This is a genomic window from Achromobacter sp. CSND-B12, from assembly GCF_052906545.1.
The window spans coordinates 6,601,136-6,622,724 of sequence record NZ_JBREGJ010000001.1; the positions used below are offsets into that span (position 1 = coordinate 6,601,136).

General features: G+C 70.4%; 19 protein-coding genes. 16 read left to right on the forward strand and 3 right to left on the reverse strand.

Translation table 11 applies throughout. The features are described 5' to 3' along the window. Positions 1-101: 101 nt before the first annotated feature. The 7 genes from ACUTAG_RS30950 to ACUTAG_RS30980 all read left to right on the forward strand — a co-directional run bounded on the left by ACUTAG_RS30950 (position 102) and on the right by ACUTAG_RS30980 (position 7,815). Positions 102-1,523, forward strand: coding sequence for a M20 family metallopeptidase (locus tag ACUTAG_RS30950; RefSeq protein ID WP_148318829.1), 1,422 nt, complete (start codon positions 102-104; stop codon positions 1,521-1,523). Between the two features lie 12 nt (positions 1,524-1,535). Continuing rightward, positions 1,536-2,528, forward strand: coding sequence for a Bug family tripartite tricarboxylate transporter substrate binding protein (locus ACUTAG_RS30955; RefSeq protein ID WP_054470356.1), 993 nt, complete (start codon positions 1,536-1,538; stop codon positions 2,526-2,528). A 185-nt stretch (positions 2,529-2,713) separates the two neighbouring features. Beyond that, positions 2,714-4,324 (forward strand): PepSY-associated TM helix domain-containing protein, encoded by a 1,611-nt coding sequence (locus ACUTAG_RS30960; RefSeq protein ID WP_148318827.1) that lies wholly within the window; start codon positions 2,714-2,716, stop codon positions 4,322-4,324. Next, positions 4,321-4,671, forward strand: a complete 351-nt coding sequence (locus ACUTAG_RS30965) for a DUF3325 domain-containing protein (RefSeq protein WP_020927863.1) — start codon at positions 4,321-4,323, stop codon at positions 4,669-4,671. The genes ACUTAG_RS30960 and ACUTAG_RS30965 overlap by 4 nt, the downstream gene beginning before the upstream one ends. 139 nt (positions 4,672-4,810) lie before the next feature. Beyond that, a complete protein-coding gene (locus tag ACUTAG_RS30970; protein WP_054443321.1) occupies positions 4,811-6,811 on the forward strand; it encodes a ribonucleoside triphosphate reductase in 2,001 nt (666 codons plus the stop codon). A 64-nt stretch (positions 6,812-6,875) separates the two neighbouring features. Then, positions 6,876-7,058, forward strand: coding sequence for an anaerobic ribonucleoside-triphosphate reductase (gene nrdD / locus ACUTAG_RS30975; RefSeq protein WP_006395259.1), 183 nt, complete (start codon positions 6,876-6,878; stop codon positions 7,056-7,058). After that, on the forward strand, positions 7,024-7,815 hold the full coding sequence (locus ACUTAG_RS30980) for an anaerobic ribonucleoside-triphosphate reductase activating protein (RefSeq protein WP_187378318.1): 792 nt from the start codon (positions 7,024-7,026) through the stop codon (positions 7,813-7,815). The genes nrdD and ACUTAG_RS30980 overlap by 35 nt, the downstream gene beginning before the upstream one ends. On the opposite strand, the gene ACUTAG_RS30985 is transcribed toward ACUTAG_RS30980, so the two are convergent. After that, entirely contained in the window at positions 7,806-9,236 is a 1,431-nt protein-coding gene (locus tag ACUTAG_RS30985) for an aminotransferase-like domain-containing protein (protein WP_148318825.1), read from the reverse strand. The genes ACUTAG_RS30980 and ACUTAG_RS30985 overlap by 10 nt on opposite strands. A 140-nt stretch (positions 9,237-9,376) precedes the next feature. On the opposite strand from ACUTAG_RS30985, the gene ACUTAG_RS30990 reads away from it, so the two are divergent. The 6 genes from ACUTAG_RS30990 to ACUTAG_RS31015 all read left to right on the forward strand — a co-directional run bounded on the left by ACUTAG_RS30990 (position 9,377) and on the right by ACUTAG_RS31015 (position 17,288). Then, positions 9,377-10,666, forward strand: a complete 1,290-nt coding sequence (locus tag ACUTAG_RS30990; RefSeq protein WP_024068992.1) for a hydroxymethylglutaryl-CoA reductase, degradative — start codon at positions 9,377-9,379, stop codon at positions 10,664-10,666. Positions 10,667-10,760: 94 nt separating this feature from the next. Next, positions 10,761-11,234 (forward strand): hypothetical protein, encoded by a 474-nt coding sequence (locus ACUTAG_RS30995; protein WP_148318823.1) that lies wholly within the window; start codon positions 10,761-10,763, stop codon positions 11,232-11,234. Next, positions 11,231-12,619 (forward strand): tripartite tricarboxylate transporter permease, encoded by a 1,389-nt coding sequence (locus ACUTAG_RS31000; RefSeq protein ID WP_020927869.1) that lies wholly within the window; start codon positions 11,231-11,233, stop codon positions 12,617-12,619. The genes ACUTAG_RS30995 and ACUTAG_RS31000 overlap by 4 nt, the downstream gene beginning before the upstream one ends. 183 nt (positions 12,620-12,802) lie before the next feature. After that, positions 12,803-13,960: an NAD(P)H-dependent flavin oxidoreductase gene (locus ACUTAG_RS31005; RefSeq protein WP_020927870.1), complete on the forward strand. Its 1,158-nt coding sequence runs from the start codon at positions 12,803-12,805 to the stop codon at positions 13,958-13,960. A 92-nt stretch (positions 13,961-14,052) separates the two neighbouring features. Next, on the forward strand, positions 14,053-14,694 hold the full coding sequence (locus ACUTAG_RS31010; protein ID WP_148318821.1) for a TetR/AcrR family transcriptional regulator: 642 nt from the start codon (positions 14,053-14,055) through the stop codon (positions 14,692-14,694). Further along, positions 14,691-17,288 carry a PEP/pyruvate-binding domain-containing protein gene (locus tag ACUTAG_RS31015; RefSeq protein WP_262352281.1) on the forward strand — a complete coding sequence of 866 codons (2,598 nt, stop codon included), beginning with the start codon at positions 14,691-14,693 and terminating at the stop codon, positions 17,286-17,288. Before ACUTAG_RS31010 ends, ACUTAG_RS31015 begins: the two co-directional genes overlap by 4 nt. Positions 17,289-17,315: 27 nt before the next feature. Here ACUTAG_RS31015 and ACUTAG_RS31020 read toward each other — a convergent pair whose 3' ends face one another. Further along, a complete protein-coding gene (locus tag ACUTAG_RS31020; protein ID WP_112957620.1) occupies positions 17,316-18,788 on the reverse strand; it encodes a sensor histidine kinase in 1,473 nt (490 codons plus the stop codon). Beyond that, positions 18,785-19,516, reverse strand: a complete 732-nt coding sequence (locus ACUTAG_RS31025) for a response regulator transcription factor (protein ID WP_024068996.1) — start codon at positions 19,514-19,516, stop codon at positions 18,785-18,787. The genes ACUTAG_RS31020 and ACUTAG_RS31025 overlap by 4 nt, the downstream gene beginning before the upstream one ends. 197 nt (positions 19,517-19,713) lie before the next feature. On the opposite strand from ACUTAG_RS31025, the gene ACUTAG_RS31030 reads away from it, so the two are divergent. The 3 genes from ACUTAG_RS31030 to ACUTAG_RS31040 are packed head-to-tail and all read left to right on the forward strand — an operon-like array spanning position 19,714 to position 21,511. Further along, positions 19,714-20,352 (forward strand): cytochrome b/b6 domain-containing protein, encoded by a 639-nt coding sequence (locus tag ACUTAG_RS31030; protein WP_054498874.1) that lies wholly within the window; start codon positions 19,714-19,716, stop codon positions 20,350-20,352. A 10-nt stretch (positions 20,353-20,362) separates the two neighbouring features. Continuing rightward, entirely contained in the window at positions 20,363-21,154 is a 792-nt protein-coding gene (locus ACUTAG_RS31035) for a molybdopterin-dependent oxidoreductase (RefSeq protein ID WP_024068998.1), read from the forward strand. A 42-nt stretch (positions 21,155-21,196) separates the two neighbouring features. Next, positions 21,197-21,511 carry a pentapeptide MXKDX repeat protein gene (locus ACUTAG_RS31040; RefSeq protein ID WP_026383752.1) on the forward strand — a complete coding sequence of 105 codons (315 nt, stop codon included), beginning with the start codon at positions 21,197-21,199 and terminating at the stop codon, positions 21,509-21,511. The last annotated feature ends 78 nt before the right edge of the window (positions 21,512-21,589 follow it).

Consider the following 21,589-nt stretch of genomic DNA (forward strand, 5'->3'; position numbering starts at 1 on the left):
GAGCCATTGCCTAAATGGCAACGATCAAATGCGAATTATCTAATTGTGGCATGCGCCCAAGCGTAATAACTTTGTGCCTGTGCCGCTACCCCGAGACCGCAGTGATCCGCGAACAAGCCATCCTCCACGCCACCCAAGCCTATGACGACGGCACCTTGCAGGCCGAACTGGCCCGCCGCGTCGCCTACCAGACCGAAAGCGAGGAGCCCGGCCAGGCCGCCTGCCAGCACGCCTACCTGAATGACGAGCTGGCGCCGCAGCTGGAACAGCTGGGCTTCACCTGTCATGTGCACCCCAACCCGGCGGGCGTCGACCTGCCGATCATGGTGGCGCGGCGCATCGAAGCGCCGGCGCTGCCGGGCGTGCTGCTGTACGGCCATGGCGACGTGGTGCGCGGCAATTCGGCCAAGTGGGAAGCCGGCCGCGATCCATGGCGCCTGCGGGTCGAGGGCGACCGCTGGTACGGCCGCGGCACCGCCGACAACAAGGGGCAACACACCATCAACCTGGCCGCGCTGCGCCAGGTGCTGCGGGCGCGCGACGGCAAGCTGGGCTTCAACGCCACCTGGCTGATCGAGACCGGCGAGGAAGCGGGCTCGCCCGGCCTGGCCGCCTTCTGCGAAGCGCAGCGCGAGGCGCTGGCCGCCGACGTCTTCATTGCCAGCGACGGCCCGCGCCTGGCCGCCGCCCGCCCCACCCTGTTCATGGGCTCGCGCGGCGCGGTGAACTTCGAATTGAGCCTGCGCGCCCGCGAACGCGGCTACCACTCGGGCAACTGGGGCGGGCTGCTGGCCAATCCCGCCATCGTCCTGTCGCACGCCATCGCCTCCCTGGTGGACGCGCGTGGCCGCATCCTGGTGCCGGGCCTGCGGCCGCCGCCCATCCCGGCGCCGGTGGCGGTGGCGCTGGCGGACCTGGAAGTGGGTGGCGGCGCCGACGATCCCGCGATCGACCACGACTGGGGCGAGCCTGGCCTGTCGCCCCCGGAGCAGGTGTTCGGCTGGAACAGCCTGGACGTGCTGACCTTCGGCGCCGGCGATCCGGCCAAGCCGGTCAATGCCATTCCGCCCGTCGCCACGGCCTGGTGCCAGTTGCGTTTCGTGGTCGGCACCGACTGGCGCGCGCTCGAGCAGCACGTGCGCGCGCATCTAGACGCGGCCGGCTTTGCCGACGTGCGGGTCCGCGTCGGCATGCAGGCCGGCGCCACCCGCCTGTCGCCCGACAACCCCTGGGTACGCTGGGCCGCCGCCTCGATCGAGCGCAGCACGGGGCTGCGGCCGGCGCTGCTGCCCAACCTGGGGGGCTCGCTGCCCAACGACATCTTCGCCGACCTGCTCGGCCTGCCCACGCTGTGGGTGCCGCATTCCTACCCCGCCTGCGCCCAGCACGCGCCCAACGAGCATCTGCTGGGCAGCGTGGCGCGCGAGGGCCTGGCCATCATGGCGGGCCTGTTCTGGGACCTGGGCGACCAGGGCGCCGCGCTGCGCCAGGCCGCCGCCGAAACCGATTCCTCTCCCTCCTGACCGGACTCTTCCATGATCGCCCGACTCCGCGCCGCCGCGCTGGCCTGCCTTTCGGCCCTTGCCCTGCAAGCCACCCTGGCCGCCCCCGCCGCGCACGCCGCCTATCCCGAACAGGCCATCAAGCTGGTGGTGCCGTTCACGCCCGGCGGCGCCACCGACGCCGTGGCCCGGCTGCTGGCCAACCGGCTGTCGGGCAAGCTGGGCCAGGCCGTGATCGTCGAGAACCGGCCCGGCGCCTCGACCGTCATCGGCGCCAACGCCGTGGCGCAGGCCCAGCCCGACGGCTACACGCTGATGCTGTCGGGCAGCACCACCTACACCGTGCTGCCGGCGCTCAAGCGCGACCTGCCCTACGACCCGCGCGGCAGCTTCGAGCACATCGCCATCGTGGCGCTGGCGCCGGTGGTGCTGCTGGCGCAGAACAGCCTGCCGGCCAAGACCGCGCAACAGGCCGCCGAGCTGGCGCGCGACAAGACCGCCGGCGGCGGCCTGATGTACGGCACCTTCGGTCCAGGGTCGGCGCCGCACCTGGTGGGTGAAATGTTCGCCGAGGCCGCGGGCGCCAAAATGACGCCGGTGCCCTACAAGGGCAGCGCGCAGTTCATCACCGCGCTGATCGGCGGCGAAATCGCGCTGGGCGTGGACACCGTGTCGTCGGCCGCGCCGCAGGTCAAGGCGGGCAAGGTGCGCGCGCTGGCCGTCACCGGCGAACACCGCGTGCCGCAGTTGCCGGACGTGCCGACCTTCATCGAAAGCGGCCTGCCCGGCGTCTCGATGGTGGGCTGGTACGGGCTGGTGGCGCCGGCTCGCACGCCGCCGCCGGTGCTGGACACGTTGAACCGCGCGGTCGCGGACATCATGGCCGACCCGCAGGTACGCCGCGCCATCGCCGACCTGGCGCTGGAGCCGGTCTACCTGGACGGCCCCGCCTTCACCGCGCGCATGGAACAGGAACTCAAGACCTTCGGCGAAGTGGGCCGGCGCGCCGACATCAAGCTGGACTGAAGCGCCCGCCCCGCGCGGGCGCCGGCGGGCCACGATCCGCCGGCACGATGGCGTCGGGAATCGTCCTATTCCGACCCCATTTCGACTAGAATCGGAACCATTCTCAATAAAAGACCCGCGGCAGGGCTCGCGGCGGCGTCGATAGAAGAAAGAGGCGCGTTCTGAAACCCAGTTTCCGTTTGTCCATGGCCTGGCTCCACACCTGGGTCGGCCTGTGGTTTTCCTGGCTGCTGTTCGCCGTCTTCCTGACCGGGACGCTGGCGGTGTTCGCCGAACCCATCACCCACTGGATGACCCCGGAGCACCATGCGGCCGAGGCCGAGGCGGCGGCGCGCGAGCCCGTGAAGGTGGATCGCGCGCGCCGGCTCGATCTGGCGGTGCAGTACATGGCGCGGCATCACGCCGGCGCCGGCATGTGGGAGATCTGGCCGGTCAACCGCCACCACGACAACGGCCTGGTGGTCTACTGGTTCGACTCGAACGGCGCATATGCCGACGCCGAACTCGACCCCGAGACCGGCCGCGAACTGGACGAGGACCACCACGAGGCAGGCCGCGCCACCTTCGGCGGCGACCACTTCGTCGACTTCCACTACAACCTGCACGCGCAGCCCCTGGGCCTGTGGATCGTGGCCTTCGCCGCCATGGCGATGCTGGTGGCGATGGTTTCCGGCGTGGCGACGCACAAGCGCATCTTCAAGGACTTCTTCACCTTCCGCGCCAGCAAGGGCCAACGTTCGTGGCTGGACGCGCACAACGCCACCGCGGTGCTGACCCTGCCCTTCCAGTTCATGATCGCCTATACCGGCATCGTGATCTCGGCCTTCACGCTGATGCCAGCGCCGATCGCGGCGACCTATGGCCCCGGCGCCGAGGCCGCCCGCTTGTACCTGGCCGAACTGGCGCGCGAAGACCAGCCCCCGCTGACCGGCACCGCGCTCGCCGTGCCGGCCCTGGAACCGCTGGTCGCGCGCGCCGAACGGTTGATCGGGCAGACCGCGCGCGCCATCGTCATCAACAACCCCGAAGACGGCTCGATGCGGATCGCGGTCTATGGCTGGAACGAGGAGGCCGACCAGAACGTCCATATCAGCAGCACCACCGGCATGGCGGAATTCTCCGCCGCCACCGGCCAATTGCTGCGCCTGCGCGCCCCCGGCGGCGTCGAGGGCGGCGCCGCGCCGTTGACGCGCCAGGTGATGTCCGACCTGCACATGGTCAAGTTCGGCGGACTGGCGATGAAATGGCTGTACTTTGTGTGCGGCCTGGCCGGCAGCGCCATGATGGGCACCGGCGCGGTCTTGTTCATGGTCAAGCGCCGCAACCGGATGGGCGACGAATTCGGCGCCGCCACCGCGCGCGTCTACCGTCTGATCGAAGGCCTGAACGTGGCCGCGCTGGCCGGCCTGGCGATCGCCTGCGTCGCCTACCTGTGGGCCAACCGGCTGTTGCCGGTGTCGCTGCCGCAGCGCGCCGGCTGGGAACTGCGCGCCTTCTTCATCGTCTGGGCGCTGACGCTGGCCCATGCCTGGCTGTGCAGTCCGCGGCGCGCCTGGCTGTGGCAGCTGGGCCTGCTGTCGGCGCTGTGCCTGCTGCTGCCGCTGCTGTCCCTGATGACGCTGGGCGACCATCCGCTGGCGCAGATCGCGCGCGGCGACTGGGAAAGCGCCGGGGTCGAACTGACGGCCGTGGCCATAGGCGTGGCGGCCGGCTGGGCCGCGCTGCGGCTGGGCCGCAAACCGCTGTCGGCGCCGCCGCCGCGCGATACGCGCGCTTCGCGGGAGGCCACGGCATGAATCTCAACGACGCCTTCGGCATCGCCATGGCGCTGCTGCTGACCTATTCCGGCATGGCCTGCCTGAGCCTGGCGATGCCGCGCCATTACGACCAGGTCTGGGGCCGCGATCCCTCGGCCGGCCATTCCCGCGTGCTGCGCGGCGCGGGCATCCTGCTGTTGCTGCTGGCGCTGCTGCCCTGCGTCGGCCTGTGGGGCAACACCGTGGGCGTGGTGGCCTGGCTGGGCTGGCTGTCGGCCGGCGCGTTGCTGTGGGTCGGCATGCTGTCGTGGTCGCCGCGCCCGGCCATGGGCACCGCCGCCCTGGCGCTGGTGATCTCGCTGGCCGGGGTCGGCTTGGGTTTCTAGGGCCGCATTGCGTCCGCGCCGGCCCGGCCGGCGCCGTTTGACCGGCATCAAGACAAGCCGACAAACGCCTCGATAGCCGGGCTTTCGACACCATAGGTGGTGGTAGAGTTTTCCTACCCCACAACATATGGTGTCAGCGATGCAACTCCAACACATCCTCAAGCGCGACGGCCGGGTCGTCGCATTCGACCGCGACAAGATCGCCGCGGCCATCGCCGCCGCCGGCCGCGGCACCGGAGAACTGGACGCCGACGTCGCGCAGGCGCTGACCGGCGCGGTGATCGAGGCGCTGGCCGCCGAAGGCAACGTCTGCCCCGGCGTGGAGACCATCCAGAACCAGGTCGAGGAAACGCTGGTCAAGGCCGGCTACTGGCGCACCGCCCGCGCCTACATCGTCTACCGCGAACAACACGCCCGCCTGCGCGCGCTGCGCCACACCCTGGTGGACGTGGAAAGCGCCATGGAGGAATACCTGGAACAGCGCGACTGGCGCGTCAACGCCAACGCCAACCAGGGCTACAGCCTGGGCGGGCTGATCCTGAACGTGGCCGGCAAGGTCACCGCCAACTACTGGCTGTCCAACGTCTTCACCCCCGAGGCCGGCCAGGCCCACCGCGACGGCGACATCCACATCCACGACCTGGACATGCTCAGCGGCTATTGCGCCGGCTGGTCGCTGCGCCAGCTGCTGACCGAGGGCTTCAACGGCATCCCCGGCAAGATCGAGGCCACGCCGCCGCGCCACATGTCGGCGGCCATCGGCCAGATTGTCAACTTCCTGGGCACGCTGCAGAACGAATGGGCCGGCGCCCAGGCCTTCAGCTCGTTCGACACCTACATGGCGCCCTTCATCCGGCGCGACGCGATGACCTACGCCGAGGTCAAGCAAAGCATGCAGGAACTGATCTACAACCTGAACGTGCCGAGCCGCTGGGGCACGCAGACGCCGTTCACCAACCTGACCTTCGACTGGACCTGCCCGGCCGACCTGAAGGAGCAGATCCCCTACGTCGGCGGCGAGGAAATGCCGTTCGCCTATGGCGACCTGCAGGCCGAGATGGACATGATCAACCGCGCCTACATCGAGGTGATGATGGCCGGCGACGCCAAGGGGCGCGTGTTCACCTTCCCGATTCCCACCTACAACATCACGCCCGACTTCGACTGGGACCATCCCAACACCGAGCGCCTGTTCGAGATGACCGCGCGCTACGGCCTGCCGTACTTCCAGAACTTCCTCAATTCAGACCTGGAGCCGCACATGGTGCGCTCCATGTGCTGCCGCCTGCAGCTGGACCTGCGCGAACTGCTCAAGCGCGGCAACGGCCTGTTCGGCTCGGCCGAGCAGACCGGGTCGGTGGGCGTGGTGACCGTCAACTGCGCCCGCCTGGGCCACACCTGCCGCGGCGACGAGGCCGCGCTGATGGCGCGCCTGGATCACCTGCTGGGCCTGGGCCGCGACGTGCTGGAAACCAAGCGCAAGGTGGTGCAGCGCTACATCGACCAGGGGCTGTACCCGTACACGCGGCGCTACCTCGGCACGCTGCGCAACCACTTCAGCACGCTGGGCGTGAACGGCATCAACGAGATGATCCGCAACTTCAGCGGCGACGCCGAGGACGTCACCACGCCGGCCGGCCATGCGCTGGCGGTGCGCCTGCTGGATCGGGTGCGGGCGCGCATGACCGAGTTCCAGGAAGAGACCGGGCACCTCTACAACCTGGAGGCCACGCCCGCCGAAGGCACCACCTACCGCTTCGCCCGCGAAGACCGCAAGCGCTACCCCGGCATCCTGCAGGCGGGCACCGAGGCCCAGCCCTACTACACCAACTCCAGCCAGCTGCCGGTGGGCCACACCGACGATCCGTTCGAGGCGCTGGCCCTGCAGGAAGCGCTGCAGGGCAAGTACACCGGCGGCACCGTGCTGCACCTGTACATGAACGAGGCCGTGTCGTCGGCCAGCGCGTGCAAGGAACTGGTGCGGCGCGCGCTGTCGAATTTCCGGCTGCCGTACATCACCGTCACGCCGACGTTCTCGATCTGCCCGAACCACGGCTATCTGGCCGGGCACCACGAGTTCTGCCCGAAGTGCGACGCCGAATTGCTGGCCAGGCAGGCGTCTTGCTGCGCGCCGGCCTGACCGCCGCTGTCGACCGCTTTTTTCCCCGGGCGATCCCCGCCCGGCCTTTCCCCAAGGAGCCGTTATGCAAACCGTGATCTCTCCCGAAGCCGCCGCCCCGCAGGCGCTGCGCCTGGACGACAGCCAGCGCGTGCGCTGCGAAGTCTGGACCCGCGTCATGGGCTACCACCGCCCCGTGTCTTCCTTCAATACCGGCAAACAAGGCGAATTCAATGAACGCCGCTTCTTCGTCGAACAACGTGCCTGAAGCGGCCGGCGGCCACAAGGCCGCCCCCGCCCGCCACCCACCGCGCATGGCCTATGCCGCGCCGCCGCGGCCGGCGGCCCAGCCGCTGCCGCGCCATTCCCCGGCGGTGGGCGGGCTGACGCCGTTTTCCACCGTGGACTGGCCCGGCACGCTGGCCGCCGTCATCTTCATCGCCGGCTGTCCGTGGCGCTGCCACTACTGCCACAACCCCGAACTGCAGACGCGCAACGCGCGCTACGACTGGCGCGACGTGCGCGCCTTCCTCGACAACCGCCAGGGGCTGCTGGAAGCCGTGGTGTTCTCCGGCGGCGAACCGCTGAGCGAACCGCGCCTGCCGTCGATGATCCGCGAGGCGCGGCGCATGGGCTATCGCATCGGCCTGCACACGGCCGGCATCTATCCGCTGCGGCTGGCCGACGTGCTGCGCTACCTGGACTGGGTCGGCCTGGACATCAAGGCCGACGCGCAGGGCTATGACGACATCACCGGCCGGCGCGATTCGCACCGCCCGGCGCAGGCCTGCCTGACGCAGTTGCTGACGGCCGGCGTGGATTTCGAATGCCGCATCACCTGGCATCCCGACTGGCTCGACGAGACCCGGTTGCTGGGATTGGCGCGCGAACTGGCGCGGCGCGGCGTCAAGCGCTTCGCGGTGCAGGGCGCGCGCAGCTGCCCCAGCACGCCGCCGGCGCGGCTGCTGGGCACGCAGGCACAGGCTTTGCTGCGCGGCTGGTTCGAGGAATTCGCCTACCGCTGAGCGCTGGCGCGTCCCAGGCGCGCCGCCAGCGCCGCGTGAAAGCGCGGCGACGCCACCGCGCCCACATTGCAGCGCGACCACGGCGACACGGCGGTCGGGTCGACGCTGAACACCCGGCCCGGCGCCATGATGACCTTCTCGGGCATCAGGTCCTGGGCCAGCGCCAGCGAATTGTCCACGCCCGGAAACGCCGACCACAGGTACAGCGAGCTGGTGGGCCGCGCGTAGACCTCGGCGCCCAGCAAATCCAGCACCCGCAGCGCGTCGCCGGTGGCCGCCTCCAGCCGCTGGCGCAGGCGCACCAGATGGCGTTCGTAGTGGCCGTCGCGCAGCATCACGTCGACCATGCGCTCGCAGTATTCCGAACTGCTGACGTGCACCAGCGCCTTCAGGTCCGCCAGATCGCTGGCCAGGCCCGCGCCGCAGGCGATGAAGCCGACCCGCAAGGCCGCCGAGAACGACTTCGAGAAACTGCCGATGTAGACCGTGCGTTCCAGCTGATCCAGCGCCGATAGCCGCACCGCCGAGGTCGGCTTGAAGTCGGCCAGCGGGTCGTTCTCCACCACGATCAGGTTGTAGCGCTCGGACAGCTGCAGCAGCTTGTAGGCCTTGGCCGGCGAGATGTCCGAACCAGTGGGATTGTGCGCCAGCGACTGGGTGAAAAAGAGGCGCGGCTTCTCGCGCTGCAACAAGGCCTCCAGCGCCGCCAGGTCAGGCCCGTCCGCCAGGCGCGGCACGCCCAGCATGCGCACGCCCGCCAGCTTGAGCTTGCCGAACAGCGGGTAGTAGCCCGGATCGTCCACCAGCGCCGCCGCGCCCGGCGGCAGGAAGTAGCGGATCACCAGGTCCATGGCCTCGTTGGCGCCGTGCGTCAACACCAGTTGCGACGGCGCCGCGCTGATGCCGACGTCGCCCAGCTTGCGCACCAGGCTCTCGCGCAGCGGCGCGTAGCCGAAGCGGCTGCCATAGCGGAACAGCGTGCCCAGGCCGGTGCGCACCACCTTCTGGTGATAGCGGTCCATGCGCATGTCGGCCAGCCATTCCACCGGCGGGAAACCGTCGCCGGCGGCGATGGCGTCTGGTTGGGTCTTGAGCTGCTCGCGCATCAGCCAGACGATGTCCATGGCGCGGCTCAACTGGCCCGGCTCCTCGTCGGCGGCGCGCCGCGCCGGTCCGGTATCGAGCACGTAGAAGCCCGAGCCGCGGCGCGGTTCCACCAGCCCGCGCGCCACCAGCATCTCGAACGCCACCACCACGGTGTTCTTGGCGTAGCGGTGCAATTGCGCCAGCTCGCGCAGCGATGGCAATTTATCGCCCGGGCGGTAGACGCCCTCGGCGATCTGGCGCCCGATCAGGCGCGCCAGGCTTTCGGCGATGGGCGCGGCGCGCGGGGCGCGGCCCGGGGAGTTATCGGCGTCCACGGCGTGGTTTCCAGCGGGAAAAAGTCGAAAATTGGTGCAGTGCGATGGTACTGTTCGCCCAAACTGTACCTCTGAATGCCGGTACAGTTTACCTAGAATCTGGCCACCCAATTCTTAGATTTCCGATGGAGACACATGCCATGGTGGCCGATTCACGCCTGCCCAACTTCCGCGCCCTCACCCCCGCCCAACGCCTCGCCGCCATCGCCGACGCGGCCGGCCTGACGCCCGAGGAACGCCAGCAACTGGCCGAACCGGGCGCGCTGGGCCTGGACCGCGCCGACGGCATGATCGAGAACGTCATCGGCGCCTTCGAGCTGCCGCTGGGCGTGGCCGGCAACTTCCAGGTCAACGGCCGCGACGTGCTGGTGCCGATGGCGGTGGAAGAACCGTCGGTGGTGGCGGCCGCCTCGTTCATGGCCAAGCTGGCGCGCGAGAATGGTGGCTTCGAAACCTCCAGCACCCGGCCGCTGATGCGCGCCCAGGTGCAGGTGCTGGGCCTGACCGATCCGCACGGCGCGCGCGTCGCCCTGCTGCGCGAGCGCGAGCGCATCGTCAAGCTGGCCAACAGCCGCGACCAGGTGCTGATCGGCCTGGGCGGCGGCTGCCAGGACATCGAGGCGCACGTGTTCGCCGACACGCCGCGCGGCCCGATGCTGGTGCTGCACCTGATCGTCGACGTGCGCGACGCCATGGGCGCCAACACCGTCAACACCATGGCCGAGGCCGTGGCGCCGCTGGTCGAGGAGATCACCGGCGGCACGGTGCGGCTGCGCATCCTGTCCAACCTGGCCGACCTGCGCCTGTCGCGGGCCCGCGTGCGCCTGACGCCGCAAACGCTCGACACCAAGGACCGCAGCGGCGCCGAGATCATCGAGGGCGTGCTGGACGCCTACGTGTTCGCCGCCACCGACCCGTACCGCGCCGCCACCCACAACAAGGGCATCATGAACGGCATCGACCCGGTCATCGTCGCCACCGGCAACGATTGGCGCGCGGTCGAGGCCGGCGCCCATGCCTACGCCTGCCGCGACGGCCGCTACACCTCGCTGACCCATTGGGAAAAGGACGCCAGCGGCGCCCTGGTCGGCACGCTGGAAATGCCGATGCCGGTGGGCCTGGTGGGCGGCGCCACCAAGACCCATCCGCTGGCGCGGCTGGCGCTCAAGATCATGGCGGTGCGCTCGGCCCAGGAACTGGGCGAGATCGCCGTGGCCGTGGGCCTGGCGCAGAACCTGGGCGCGCTGCGGGCGCTGGCCACCGAGGGCATCCAGCGCGGCCACATGGCGCTGCACGCGCGCAACATCGCGCTGACGGTGGGCGCGGTGGGCGCCGAAGTCGACCAGTTGGCCCGCCGCATGGCCGAGGAAAAGGACGTGCGCGCCGACCGCGCGCTGGCGCTGCTGGAGGAACTGCGGAAACCGGCCTGACGGCGCGGCACGGCCGGCGCAGGCACGCCGGCCGCACAAGAACAGAGGCGGCGCCGGGAACCTCCCGCGCCACCCGTCCATCAAGGAGACAGACATGGAAAGAGACAGCAAGGCGTCCGCCGGACGCCTGGCCGAAGTATGGAACGACACGGTCGACCTGCGCCACCTGGCGTGGGCCATCGCCATCGGCATCGCCGTCAGCGTGGCCGGCTTCTACGCCGCCAGCGGCTGGCTGCGCGACAAGGTCGCCTCGCCCGAACTGGCGCACGCCTACGCCATGCTGGCCGGGCTGGCCGGCTGCGTGCTGGCGGGCGTGATCTGCGCCCGCCTGTTCCCGCCCAAGCGCGAAGTGGTCGAGCACAGCGCCTCGCACGATCCGGCCTGGCGCGCCGAGGTGCTGGCCGAACTGGCCGCGCAACCGGGCGGCCTGGGCACGCTGGCCGACCTGCCGCCCGCGGTGGTCAAGGAGCTGAAGGAACTGGACCTGTACGAGCTGTTCGCCGCCCCCGCCGCGGCCCCGGCGTCGCAGGCCCAACCGCAAAACTTGCGTGAAGAGGTGCCGGCATGAGCGATCCCGTGTTGCTTGAACAGATCATGGTGGCCGCCGGCATGGGCCTCCTGGGCGCGGTGGTGTTCGCCGCCATCGGCCTGGTGTCCGGCACCGACGAGACCACCACGCTGGCGCCGCTGACGCTGCTGGTGGTGCTGCTGGGCGTGCCGCCCGCCGGCGTCTTCACCTTCTTCCTGGCCGGCGCGGTGGCCAAGCACATGACCCACGCGGTGCCGACGGCGCTGCTGGGCATCCCCGGCGACACGCTGGCCACGCCGCTGCTGCAGGACGCCAACATGCTGCGCAAGCTGGGCGTGCCGCACATCGCGCTGCGCAAGATGGTGTCGGGCGCCATCGTCGCCGCCTTCGTGGCGGTGCCGCTGGCGGTGCTGTTCGCCGTGCTGCTGGCGCCGTTCGGCGGCGCCATCACCAAGTCGGCGCCGTGGATCTTCCTGGCCGCGGCGGTGCTGATCGCCTATTTCTCGGCCGGCCGCTGGGCCGCGGTGGCGCTGCTGGTGCCTTTCGTGGTGGTGATCGTGGCGCTGCAGAGCCTGACCGCCAAGTACGGCGTCAAGCTCAGCATCAGCTACTTCCTGGGCATCGCCATCGGCCCGCTGATCGCCGACCTGTTCACCGTGATCGCGCCGCAGGGCCGCGCCAAAATGATGCGCGACAAGGTGCGCACGTTCTCGCTGGCGCCGGACGTCAAGGGCTGGTCGGGCTACTTCCCCAACCCGCTCAAGGTGATGGACCGCATCCAGACCCGCTGGACCCTGGCCACCGCCACCATCTCCAGCGCCACCTTCGTGTTCAGCCCGGTGGCGATGACGGTGGTGCTGGGCGAACTGGTGGGCTCGCGCGTCAAGCACGCCTATCACCGCCTGACCACGGTGCTGAGCGCGCGCAACGGCGTCACCGAGGCCACCTACATCGCCGAGGCCCTGATCCCGCTGATCGCTTTCGGCCTGCCGCTCAGCCCGGTGGCCGCCGGTCCGGCCGCGCCGCTGTTCAACGCCCCGCCGCGCTTCACGGTGGACGCGGCCAGCGGCCAGACCCACAACCTGCACAACCTGCTGAACCACTGGGAGTTCCTGGGCTACGGCATGCTGGCGGTGCTGCTGGCGGCGATCGTGTCGTATCCGTTCGCCATGAACTTCGCGCGCCGCGCCGCGCTGTTCGTGTCGCGCAAGGTCAGCCACGAGGCCATCATCGCCACCTTCGTCGGCCTGATCATCGTGATCAGCGTGTGGGAAGGCCAGTTCCTGGGCCTGCTGGTGATCCTGACCATGGGCCTGTTCGGCGGCCTGCTGTCGCGCCTGTTCGGCTTTAACACCGGCGTGCAGTTCATGGGCTACTACACCGCCGTGCTGACGGTGCCGGCGCTGGTCAAGCTGGTGGCGTGATTCACCGGCGGCAAGGGGCGGAGCCGCCGTGCTCCGCCCCTTTTTTGCTTTCGCGGCGACCGCGTCCGGGCGCGGCGCCTTCATCCCCCCCGCTTTCCCCCGCCCGCTTGATCCCGCGCAAGGCGGCGCGGCATGCCTTGCTCTAGCCTCGGAGCCACTGTTCCCAATAAAGGCTCCCATTTCATGACGTGGTTCAAATCCCTCACACTCGCCGGACGCGAATTGCTGCCCATCGTCCAGGGCGGCATGGGCGTCGGCGTATCCGCCCATCGCCTGGCCGGCGCGGTCGCCAGCCAGAACGCGGTCGGCACCATTGCCAGTGTGGACTTGCGCCATCACCATCCGGACCTGATCGAGCAGACCGAGGACTGCCGCGACCGCGAGCAGATCGACAACGCCAACCTGGTGGCCCTGGACCGTGAAGTGCGCGCCGCGCTCGACACCGCGCAGGGGCGCGGCGTGGTGGCCGTGAACGTCATGAAGGCGGTGCGCGACCATCCCGCGCTGGTGCGCCAGGCCTGCGAAAGCGGCGCCCAGGCCATCGTCATGGGCGCCGGCCTGCCGCTGGACCTGCCCGACATGACCGCCGACTATCCCAAGGTGGCCCTGGTGCCGATCCTGTCCGAAGCGCGCGGCGTGGCGGCGGTGCTGAAGAAATGGATGAAGAAAGGCCGCATGGCCGACGCCGTGGTCATCGAGCACCCCGGCTACGCCGGCGGCCACCTGGGCGCGGCCCGCCTGGACGACATCCACGATGAACGCTTCGACTTCAAGCGCGTGCTGGCCGAATGCCGCCAGTTGTTCCAGGACCTGCAACTGGGCCGCGACGCCCCGCGCCTGATCGTGGCCGGCGGCGTCGGCAGCCATGAACAGGTACGCCACTGGCTCGGCAACGGCGCCGACGGCGTGCAGGTCGGCACGGCCTTCGCCGTGACCCGGGAAGGCGACGCGCACGAGAATTTCAAGCGCGTGCTGATGGAAGCCGACCCCGACAAGCTGGCCGAATTCACCAGCGTCGCCGGCCTGCCGGCCCGCGCCGTGCCGACGCCCTGGCTGACGCGCTACCTGCGCCAGGAAAAGACGCTGCAGGAAAACACCCGCTGCGACGCGCGCCGCTGCAGCCAACGCATGGACTGCCTGACGCAGTGCGGACTGCGCGACGGCATCGCGCGCTTCGGCCAGTTCTGCATCGACCTGAAGCTGGCCGCCGCCATGCGCGGCGAAGTCAGCCGCGGCCTGTTCTTCCGGGGCGCCTCCAAGCTGCCGTTCGGCGACGCCATGCGCAGCGTGCGCGAGCTGATGGACTACCTGCTGAACGGCAGGATGCCGACGGCGGCCTGACCGGCCGGCCCGCGGCTGCCCCCTTCATACGGGGCCGGGAAAATTATTGAACGACGTATAATCTTATTTTTCGTTCAATAATTTCCCGCCCCATGTCCCTCGCCGATCCGCACGACTCCCCCGCCCCCGGCCTGCGCGAGCGCAAGCGCCAGCAGACGCTGGACCATCTGGCCCAGACCGCCTACCGCCTGTTCGAGACCCTGGGCTACGAGGTCGTCACCATGGAGCAGATCGCGGCCCAGGCGGACGTTTCCAAGGGCACGCTGTACAACCATTTCCCGGTCAAGGAAGCCCTGCTGGCGCACCGCTTCCACGCCGAGCTGGCCGCCAGCATGGTGGACCTGCTGCCCAGGCTGCGCGCGGTGCCCGGGTTTGCCGCGCGGCTCAGGCGTGTCCTGCACGCCTCCGCGCATTGGTCCGAAGCCAACCGCGCCTATCTCGGGCCCTACCTGCGTTACCGCCTGTCGACCCTGCGCCCCGACGCCCAGGGCGACGGCCGCTCGCCGCGCAGCGGCTTGCAGACACTGTTCCACAGCCTCATCACGCAAGGGCAGCAGGCGGGCCAATTGCGCGCCGACCTGCCTGCCGACCTGCTCACGCACCAACTGCAGTTCCTGCACCTGGGCGCGCTGCTGCGCTGGCTCGACCTGCCCGGCGCCAGCCTGCCGCGCGAATTCGATGCGCTGCTTTCATTGTTCCTGCAAGGCGCGGCGCCATCCGGGAGCGCCGCGTGACCACCGCGGCCATCCTGGACTGGGCCGCCGCCCGCGAGGCTGGCGTCGCGGGCGCGGGCGGCAAGGGCTGGCAGTTGGCGCGCATGGCGCACCTCGGGGTTCCGGTGCCGCCGGGCTTCGTGCTGGCGGCGTCCGCCAGCCTCGCGCGGCGCCCCGGCGAGCCCGTGGCCGACGCGCTGGCGCAGGCGCTGCACGAGGCCCTGCGCCAGCGCGGCTGGCTCGACCTGCCCCTGGCGCTGCGCTCCTCGTCGCCCCAGGAAGACGCGCGCACCGCATCGTTCGCCGGCATCCATCTGTCGTGCCTGAACGTGCGCGGCGCGGCGGCGGCCGTCGACGCCGTGCGACACATCTGGGACTCGGCCTGGTCGCCGCAGGCGGACGCCTACCGCCAGCGCCTCGGCCTGCAGGCCGAAGAACGCCCCATGGCCGTGGTGGTCATGCCCCTGCTGCCCGCCACGTCCTCCGGCATCGCCTTCACCTGCGACCCGCTCGGCGGCCGCCTCGATCGCATGGTGATCCACGCCAACTGGGGCCTGGGCGAATCCCTGGTGGGCGGCCAGGCCGAGGGTGACGAATACCACTTGCACGCGGATGCCCGTCAATTGGCCTGGCTCCTGGCCCGCCAACGCATCGGCGCCAAACGCCGCGCCACCCTGCCCGCTGCCGGCGGCGGCACACAACTGGAGGAACAGTCGGCGGCGCGGGCAGCGCAGCCCGTCCTGACGCCCGCGCAGGTGGACGCGCTGGCCGCCCTGGCGCGCGACGCCGCCCGCGCCCTGGACTATTCCGGCGCCCCTTACGACCTGGAATGGGTCCACGACGGCCAGGATTTCTGGATCGTGCAGGCCCGGCCCGTCACCGCCATGGCGCGCCACACCTACCCCGGCCTGCAATCGCAACCTTCCTACTGGTCGCGCGGCAATACCCGCGAAGTGCTGCCTTTGCCCATGTCCGCGCTGGAATGGGACGGCGGCCGCCTGATGGCCGAGCGCATGCTGACTCGCGGCTTCGAACTGAGCGGCTACCGCACGCTGCCGGGCGCGCGCCTGGCGGCAATGTTCGACGGCCGCGTCTACCTGGACGCCTCCGTGATCCAGTGGGTCGGCCACGATGCGCTCGGCATCGCCCCGAGCGCCATGAACGCGCTGCTGGGCGGCCCGCAGCCCGAGATCCAGGTGCCCGCGCCCGGCCTGGCGCAGCGCTGGCGCCACGCACTGCGCATGCTGCGCTATCTGCGCCGGGCCGGGCCGCTGCGGCGCCGCGCCGACGCCGACCTGCCGCGCCAGTTCGCGCGGGCGCGGGCCTGGCTGGATGAAGCGCCGCCGGCCGACAGCGCGGCGCTGGGCGCGCGCCTGCTGGAGCAATTCCGCACCGTGGCCGCCGCCGACGACCTGTTCTTCCTGCAAGGCTCGGGCGGCGGCGCCCTGTCCAAACTGCTGGAATGGGTGGAACGCGCCCGTCCCGGCCAAGGCCATGCGCTGACCGCGGCGCTGATGGCCGGCGGCGAACCCAGCGTGACGGCGGCCCAAAGCTATGACCTGATGGCGCTGGCGCAACGGGCGGCGCGCGAACCGCATACCCTGGCCTGGCTGCGCGAGCCGGGCCGCGATGGCGCCGCCTGGGCCAGGCGCCTGCCGCCGGACAGCGCCTTCCGCCAGGCGCTGGCGGATTTCCTGGGGCGCTACGGCCATCGCGCGGTGTACGAAACCTATCTGCGCAATCCGCGCTGGCGCGAAGCGCCCGACTACCTGCTGGACAGCGTGCTGAACCTGATCGGCGCCGACCCCGCGGCGCTGCGCGCCCGCCAGGAACGGGCCGCGCGCGAGGCATGGCAGGCGGTGCGCGCCGCCCTGCCCTGGTGGCAACGTCCGCTGGCCGCGAAGCTGCTGGCGGCCGCGCGCCGCGAAGGCGCCCAGCGCGAAGCCGCGCGCAGCGTGCTGGTGGCGTACCTGGCGGCGGCGCGCCGCAGCGCGCTGGAGCTGGGCACGCGCATGCGCGGCGCGGACGGCCTGGCGGCCGCCGACGACATCTTCCACCTGACCGCCGAAGAGATCTTCGCGCTCGCCGCGGGCCGTCTCGCCCCCGCGGCCGCCGCGCGCCGCGCCGCCGACCGGCGCGCGCGCCTGGCGGAGTGGGCCGAAGCGCCCGATCGCGACGTGATCGTCGAATACGGCGAGGCGCCCCCGGTGGTCGCGCCCGCCGCGCCGGTCGGTGGCAACGGCTCCTGGCGCGGCACGCCGGTCGCCAGCGGCCGGGCGCAGGGCCCCGCCTTCGTCGCCCAGGATCCGCACGCGGCGCTGGCGATGCCGGCCGGCGCCATCCTGGTGGCGCCCTCCACCGATCCGGCCTGGACGCCGCTGTTCCTGCGCGCCGGAGCGGTGGTCATGGAGGCCGGCGGCTACCTGTCGCACGGCGCCATCGTCGCGCGCGAGTTCGGCATACCGGCCGTGGTCAACGTGCAGGGCATCCTGCGCCAGGTGGCCAGCGGCGACTGGCTGGAGGTCGACGCCGCGCGAGGCACGGTGCGGCGCCTGCCGGCGCCCGCCGGCGCGGCAACCCCCGACGGCGGCCCGCCGCGGCCTCGGCAGCCTTAGCGGAGGTCGCCGTCGGGCGGCGTCGGCTCAGCGCGCCGCCGGCAGGTCGAACTCGAATACCGCGCCGGGCTCGGGCCGCTCCACCAGCCGGATGTCGCTGTGGTGCAGTTGCAGGATGCGGTGCACGATCACCAGCCCCAGCCCGCCGCCATCGCGCGGCCCGTTGGCCAGCACCGAGGCGCGGGTGAACAGGCCGGCGCGCAAGGCTTCGGGAATGCCCGCGCCGTTGTCGCTGACCCGCACCTGCACGCCGCCGCGCGCCGCGCCCAGGCGCAGCTCGATGCGCCCGCCCGGGGCCGTGTGGCGGATGGCATTGTCCAGCAGATTGGTCAGCACCCGCTCGATCATGCCCAGGTCGGCGCGCACCGGCGGCAGTTCCTGGTCGATGGCGGTGGTAAGCCGCTGCTGGCGCGCCTCGGCGGCCAATTCGAATTTCTGGATCACATCCTGCGCCAGCTCGGGCAGCGAGAACGTTTCAGGCTCCAGCCGCACCAGCCCGGACTCCAGCCGCGCCAGCTCGAACAGTTCCTGCGCCAGCCGGCCGACCTTGCGGCTCTGCGCCAGCGCGATATCCAGGTAGCGGCGGCGCTCGGCCGCGTCCAGCGTTTCGTCCTTGAGCCGCAGCGTTTCCAGATAGCCGTGCAGCGAGGTCAGCGGCGTGCGCAGGTCGTGCGAGATGTTCGCCACCAGGTCGCGCCGCTGCTGGTCCTGGCGTGTCAGTTCGCGCCACTGCTCGGAGATGCGCCGTCCCATCTGCACGAAGCTGCGGCGCAGCAGCGAGATCTCGTCGCCGCTGGTATCGCCGGCGTCGGCCGGCTTTTCCAGCGCGGCCAGCGCGCGGCCGCCGTCGTCGCCGAAGGCGCGCACCGCGCGCGTCAGCCCCCGCAGCGGCCGCGTGATCAGGCCGAATGCCGCCAGGCCCGCCACCAGGCCCAGCAAGGCCACCAGCGCGATCGACCACAGGGTGGTGCGCAGCACCGCGCTGCGCGAGGCCGCCATGGCCAGCGCGTCGTGTGCCTGGCCTTGCAGCACCACATAGACATAACCCTGCTCGCGCCCCGCCACGCGCACCGGGGCGGCCGAGAACACCTTGGCGGTATCCAGGTGGCGCGGATCGTCGCCCGCGATCGGCAGCGCCCCGCCCGCCAGGAAGCGGCGCACCGGCGCCAGATCCACGCGGTCGCGCTTGATCTGCCCGGGCGGCGCCGCGTCGCCGACGATGCGGCCGTCGTTGTCCAGCAGGTAGACCTCGACCGCCGGATTCACCATCATCAGCATCGAGAACAGCGAGCGCACCGCCTCCGGCTTCCAGCCATTGGCGTCCATCAGCTCGTTGGTGCCGGCGATGTGCTGCGCCAGGCCGCTGGACAGCCGCTGCACCACTTCCTGTTCGTAGCGCAGGTTGGCCGAGATCTGCAGCCAGGCCGACGCGCCGCAGCAAGCCAGCAGCAGCAAGGCGAACACGGCCGACAGGCGCTGGGTCAGGGTCAGGCGCTTCATGGCGTCGGCTCCGCCGGCGCGCCCGGCGCCGCCGCGAACTTGTAGCCACGCCCCCAGACCGTCAGGATGCGCTGCGGATTGGACGGATCGGCCTCGATCTTGGTGCGCAGCCGGTTGATGTGGGTGTTGACGGTGTGCTCGTAGCCCTCGTGCTGGTAGCCCCAGACCTGGTTCAGCAGGTCGAGCCGCGAGAACACCTTGTCCGGATTGCGGGCGAAGAAATGCAGCAGGTCGAACTCGCGCGGCGTCAGCTCCAGCCGGCGCTCGTCGACCGAGGCGGTGCGGGCGATCGGGTCGATGGCCACACCGTGCTGGCGCAGGCTGCCGGCGTCGATGCGGGCGTTGCGCTCCAGCGCCTCGGTGCGGCGCAGCAGCGCGCGCACCCGCGCCACCAGCTCCAGCATCGAGAACGGCTTGGCCAGGTAGTCGTCGGCGCCCAGTTCCAGGCCGAGGATGCGGTGCACCTCGCTGGAGCGGGCGCTGGTGATGATGATCGGGGTGTAGCGCGTCATGGCGCGGGCGCGCTTGCAGATTTCCAGGCCGTCGATGCCGGGCAGCATCAGGTCCAGCACCAGCGCGTCCCAGCCGCCCTCTTCGAGCCGGCGCATGCCTTCGTTGCCGTCGGCGGCGTGCTCGACGGCATAGCCCTCGTCACGCAGGTGCAGCCGCAGCAATTCGGCGATGTGGGCGTCGTCTTCGACGATCAGGACGCGGCGGGGCGTATCCATAGGGGCTCGGTGCAAGGGTGGCGGCCGGGGCCGCGGACAGCGCCGGGCGCGGGCGATCCGCCCCCGGCAGCGCTATTGTCGCCAATCCATGGCCGGCGAGTTATCACATTTATTTTAAGTTTGCGTGAGGACTTCGATATCGGCGCCGGGGAAGAATGGCTCCAACGACAACAACCGCCTCCCCGAGGAGCCCCGCCATGATGGCCACGCCCGCCACCCCAGACGCCCCCGCCGCCCCGGCGCCCGACAGCCGCGGCCCGGTGCATCCCGGCTGGCTGCGCATCGTGCATTGGCTCAATGCGCTGGCCGTGGTCATCATGGTCACCAGCGGCTGGCGCATTTACAACGCCGCGCCGTTCTTCGACTTCACCTTTCCCAACGGCGCCACCCTGGGCGGCTGGCTGGGCGGCGCGCTGCAATGGCACTTCGCCGGCATGTGGCTGCTGCTGGTCAACGGCCTGCTCTACCTGGGGCTGAACCTGACCACCGGCCGCCTGTGGCGCAAGTTCTTCCCGGTCGGCCCGCGCGGCGTGGCGCGCGACCTGGCCGCGGCCCTGCGCGGCAAGCTGTCGCATGCCGACCCGCGCCACTACAACCAGGTGCAGCGGCTGGCCTACCTGTTCGTCATCGCGGATATCACGGTGCTGGTCCTGTCGGGCCTGGTGCTGTGGAAGTCGGTGCAGTTCGACACCCTGCGCACGCTGCTGGGCGGCTATGAATTCGCGCGTCGCATCCATTTCTTCGCCATGGCGCTGCTGGTGGCGTTCGTGGCGGTGCACCTGGTCATGGTGTCGCTGGTGCCACGCAGCCTCATCGCCATGATCCGCGGCAAATAAGGAGACCCTCGTGAGCGCAAAACGACGCCTGTCGCTGCTGGGCCTGGACGGCCCCGCCATCCTCAAGGAAGCCGTGAAGATCCTGGACAAGCGGGTCGAGGCGCCCTCGCGCCGGGCCTTCCTGCGCCGCGGCCTGACGCTGGGCGGGCTGGCGATGCTGTCCGGCTGCACGCTGTCCGACGACGAAAACGTCGAAAAGGCGCTGACCGCGGTGTCGCGCTTGAACGATCGCGTGCAGGGCTGGATCTTCGACCCGAACAAGCTGGCACCCACCTACCCGGAATCGATGATCACCCGCCCGTTCCCGTTCAATGCCTATTACGGCATCGACGAGGTGCGGCAGGTCGAGGAAGAGAGCTTCCGGCTGGAGGTCACCGGCCTGGTGGCGGACAAGCGCCGCTGGCGGCTGGACGAGCTGCGCGCCATGGCGCAGATCGACCAGGTCACGCGCCACATCTGCGTCGAAGGCTGGAGCGCCATCGGCAAATGGGGCGGCGTGCCGTTCTCGGCCTTCCTGAAGCGCGTGGGCGCCGACCTGACGGCGAAGTACGTCGGCTTCAAATGCGCGGACGACTACTACACCAGCATCGACATGCCCACCGCATTGCATCCGCAGACGATCCTGGCGCTGACCTACGACGGCAAGACGCTGCCGCCGGAGTACGGCTTCCCGATGAAGCTGCGGATGCCCACCAAGCTTGGCTACAAGAACCCCAAGCACATCCAGGCGATTTTCGTCACCAACACCTACCCGGGCGGTTACTGGGAGGACCAGGGCTACAACTGGTTCGGCGGCAGCTAGGTGCTTTTTTCTTTCCACCACGACACACCAGAGGAACGCATCATGAAGACACTCACCACCGCCGCATTTTCGCTGTGCCTGGCCTTTGGCGCGGTTGCCGCGCACGCGGCCGACAACATGTCCAAGGACGGCATGGCCAAGAGCGGCATGTCGAAAGATGGCATGTCGAAGGACGGCATGGCCAAGGATGGCATGTCGAAGAACTCCATGTCCAAGGACGGCATGTCGCACGACGGCATGAAGAAGGACGGCATGGCCAAGGATGGCATGTCGAAAGACGGGATGTCCAAGGGCGGTATGTCGAAGGACGGCATGTCCAAGGGCGGCTCCATGAGCAAGGACAGCATGGGCAAGTAGGCCAGCCGACCGCCCCGTCGGCGCCGGCCCGGCCGCGCCGACGGCCGGCCCGCGGCCACGCGGCCCCCATGAGCCATT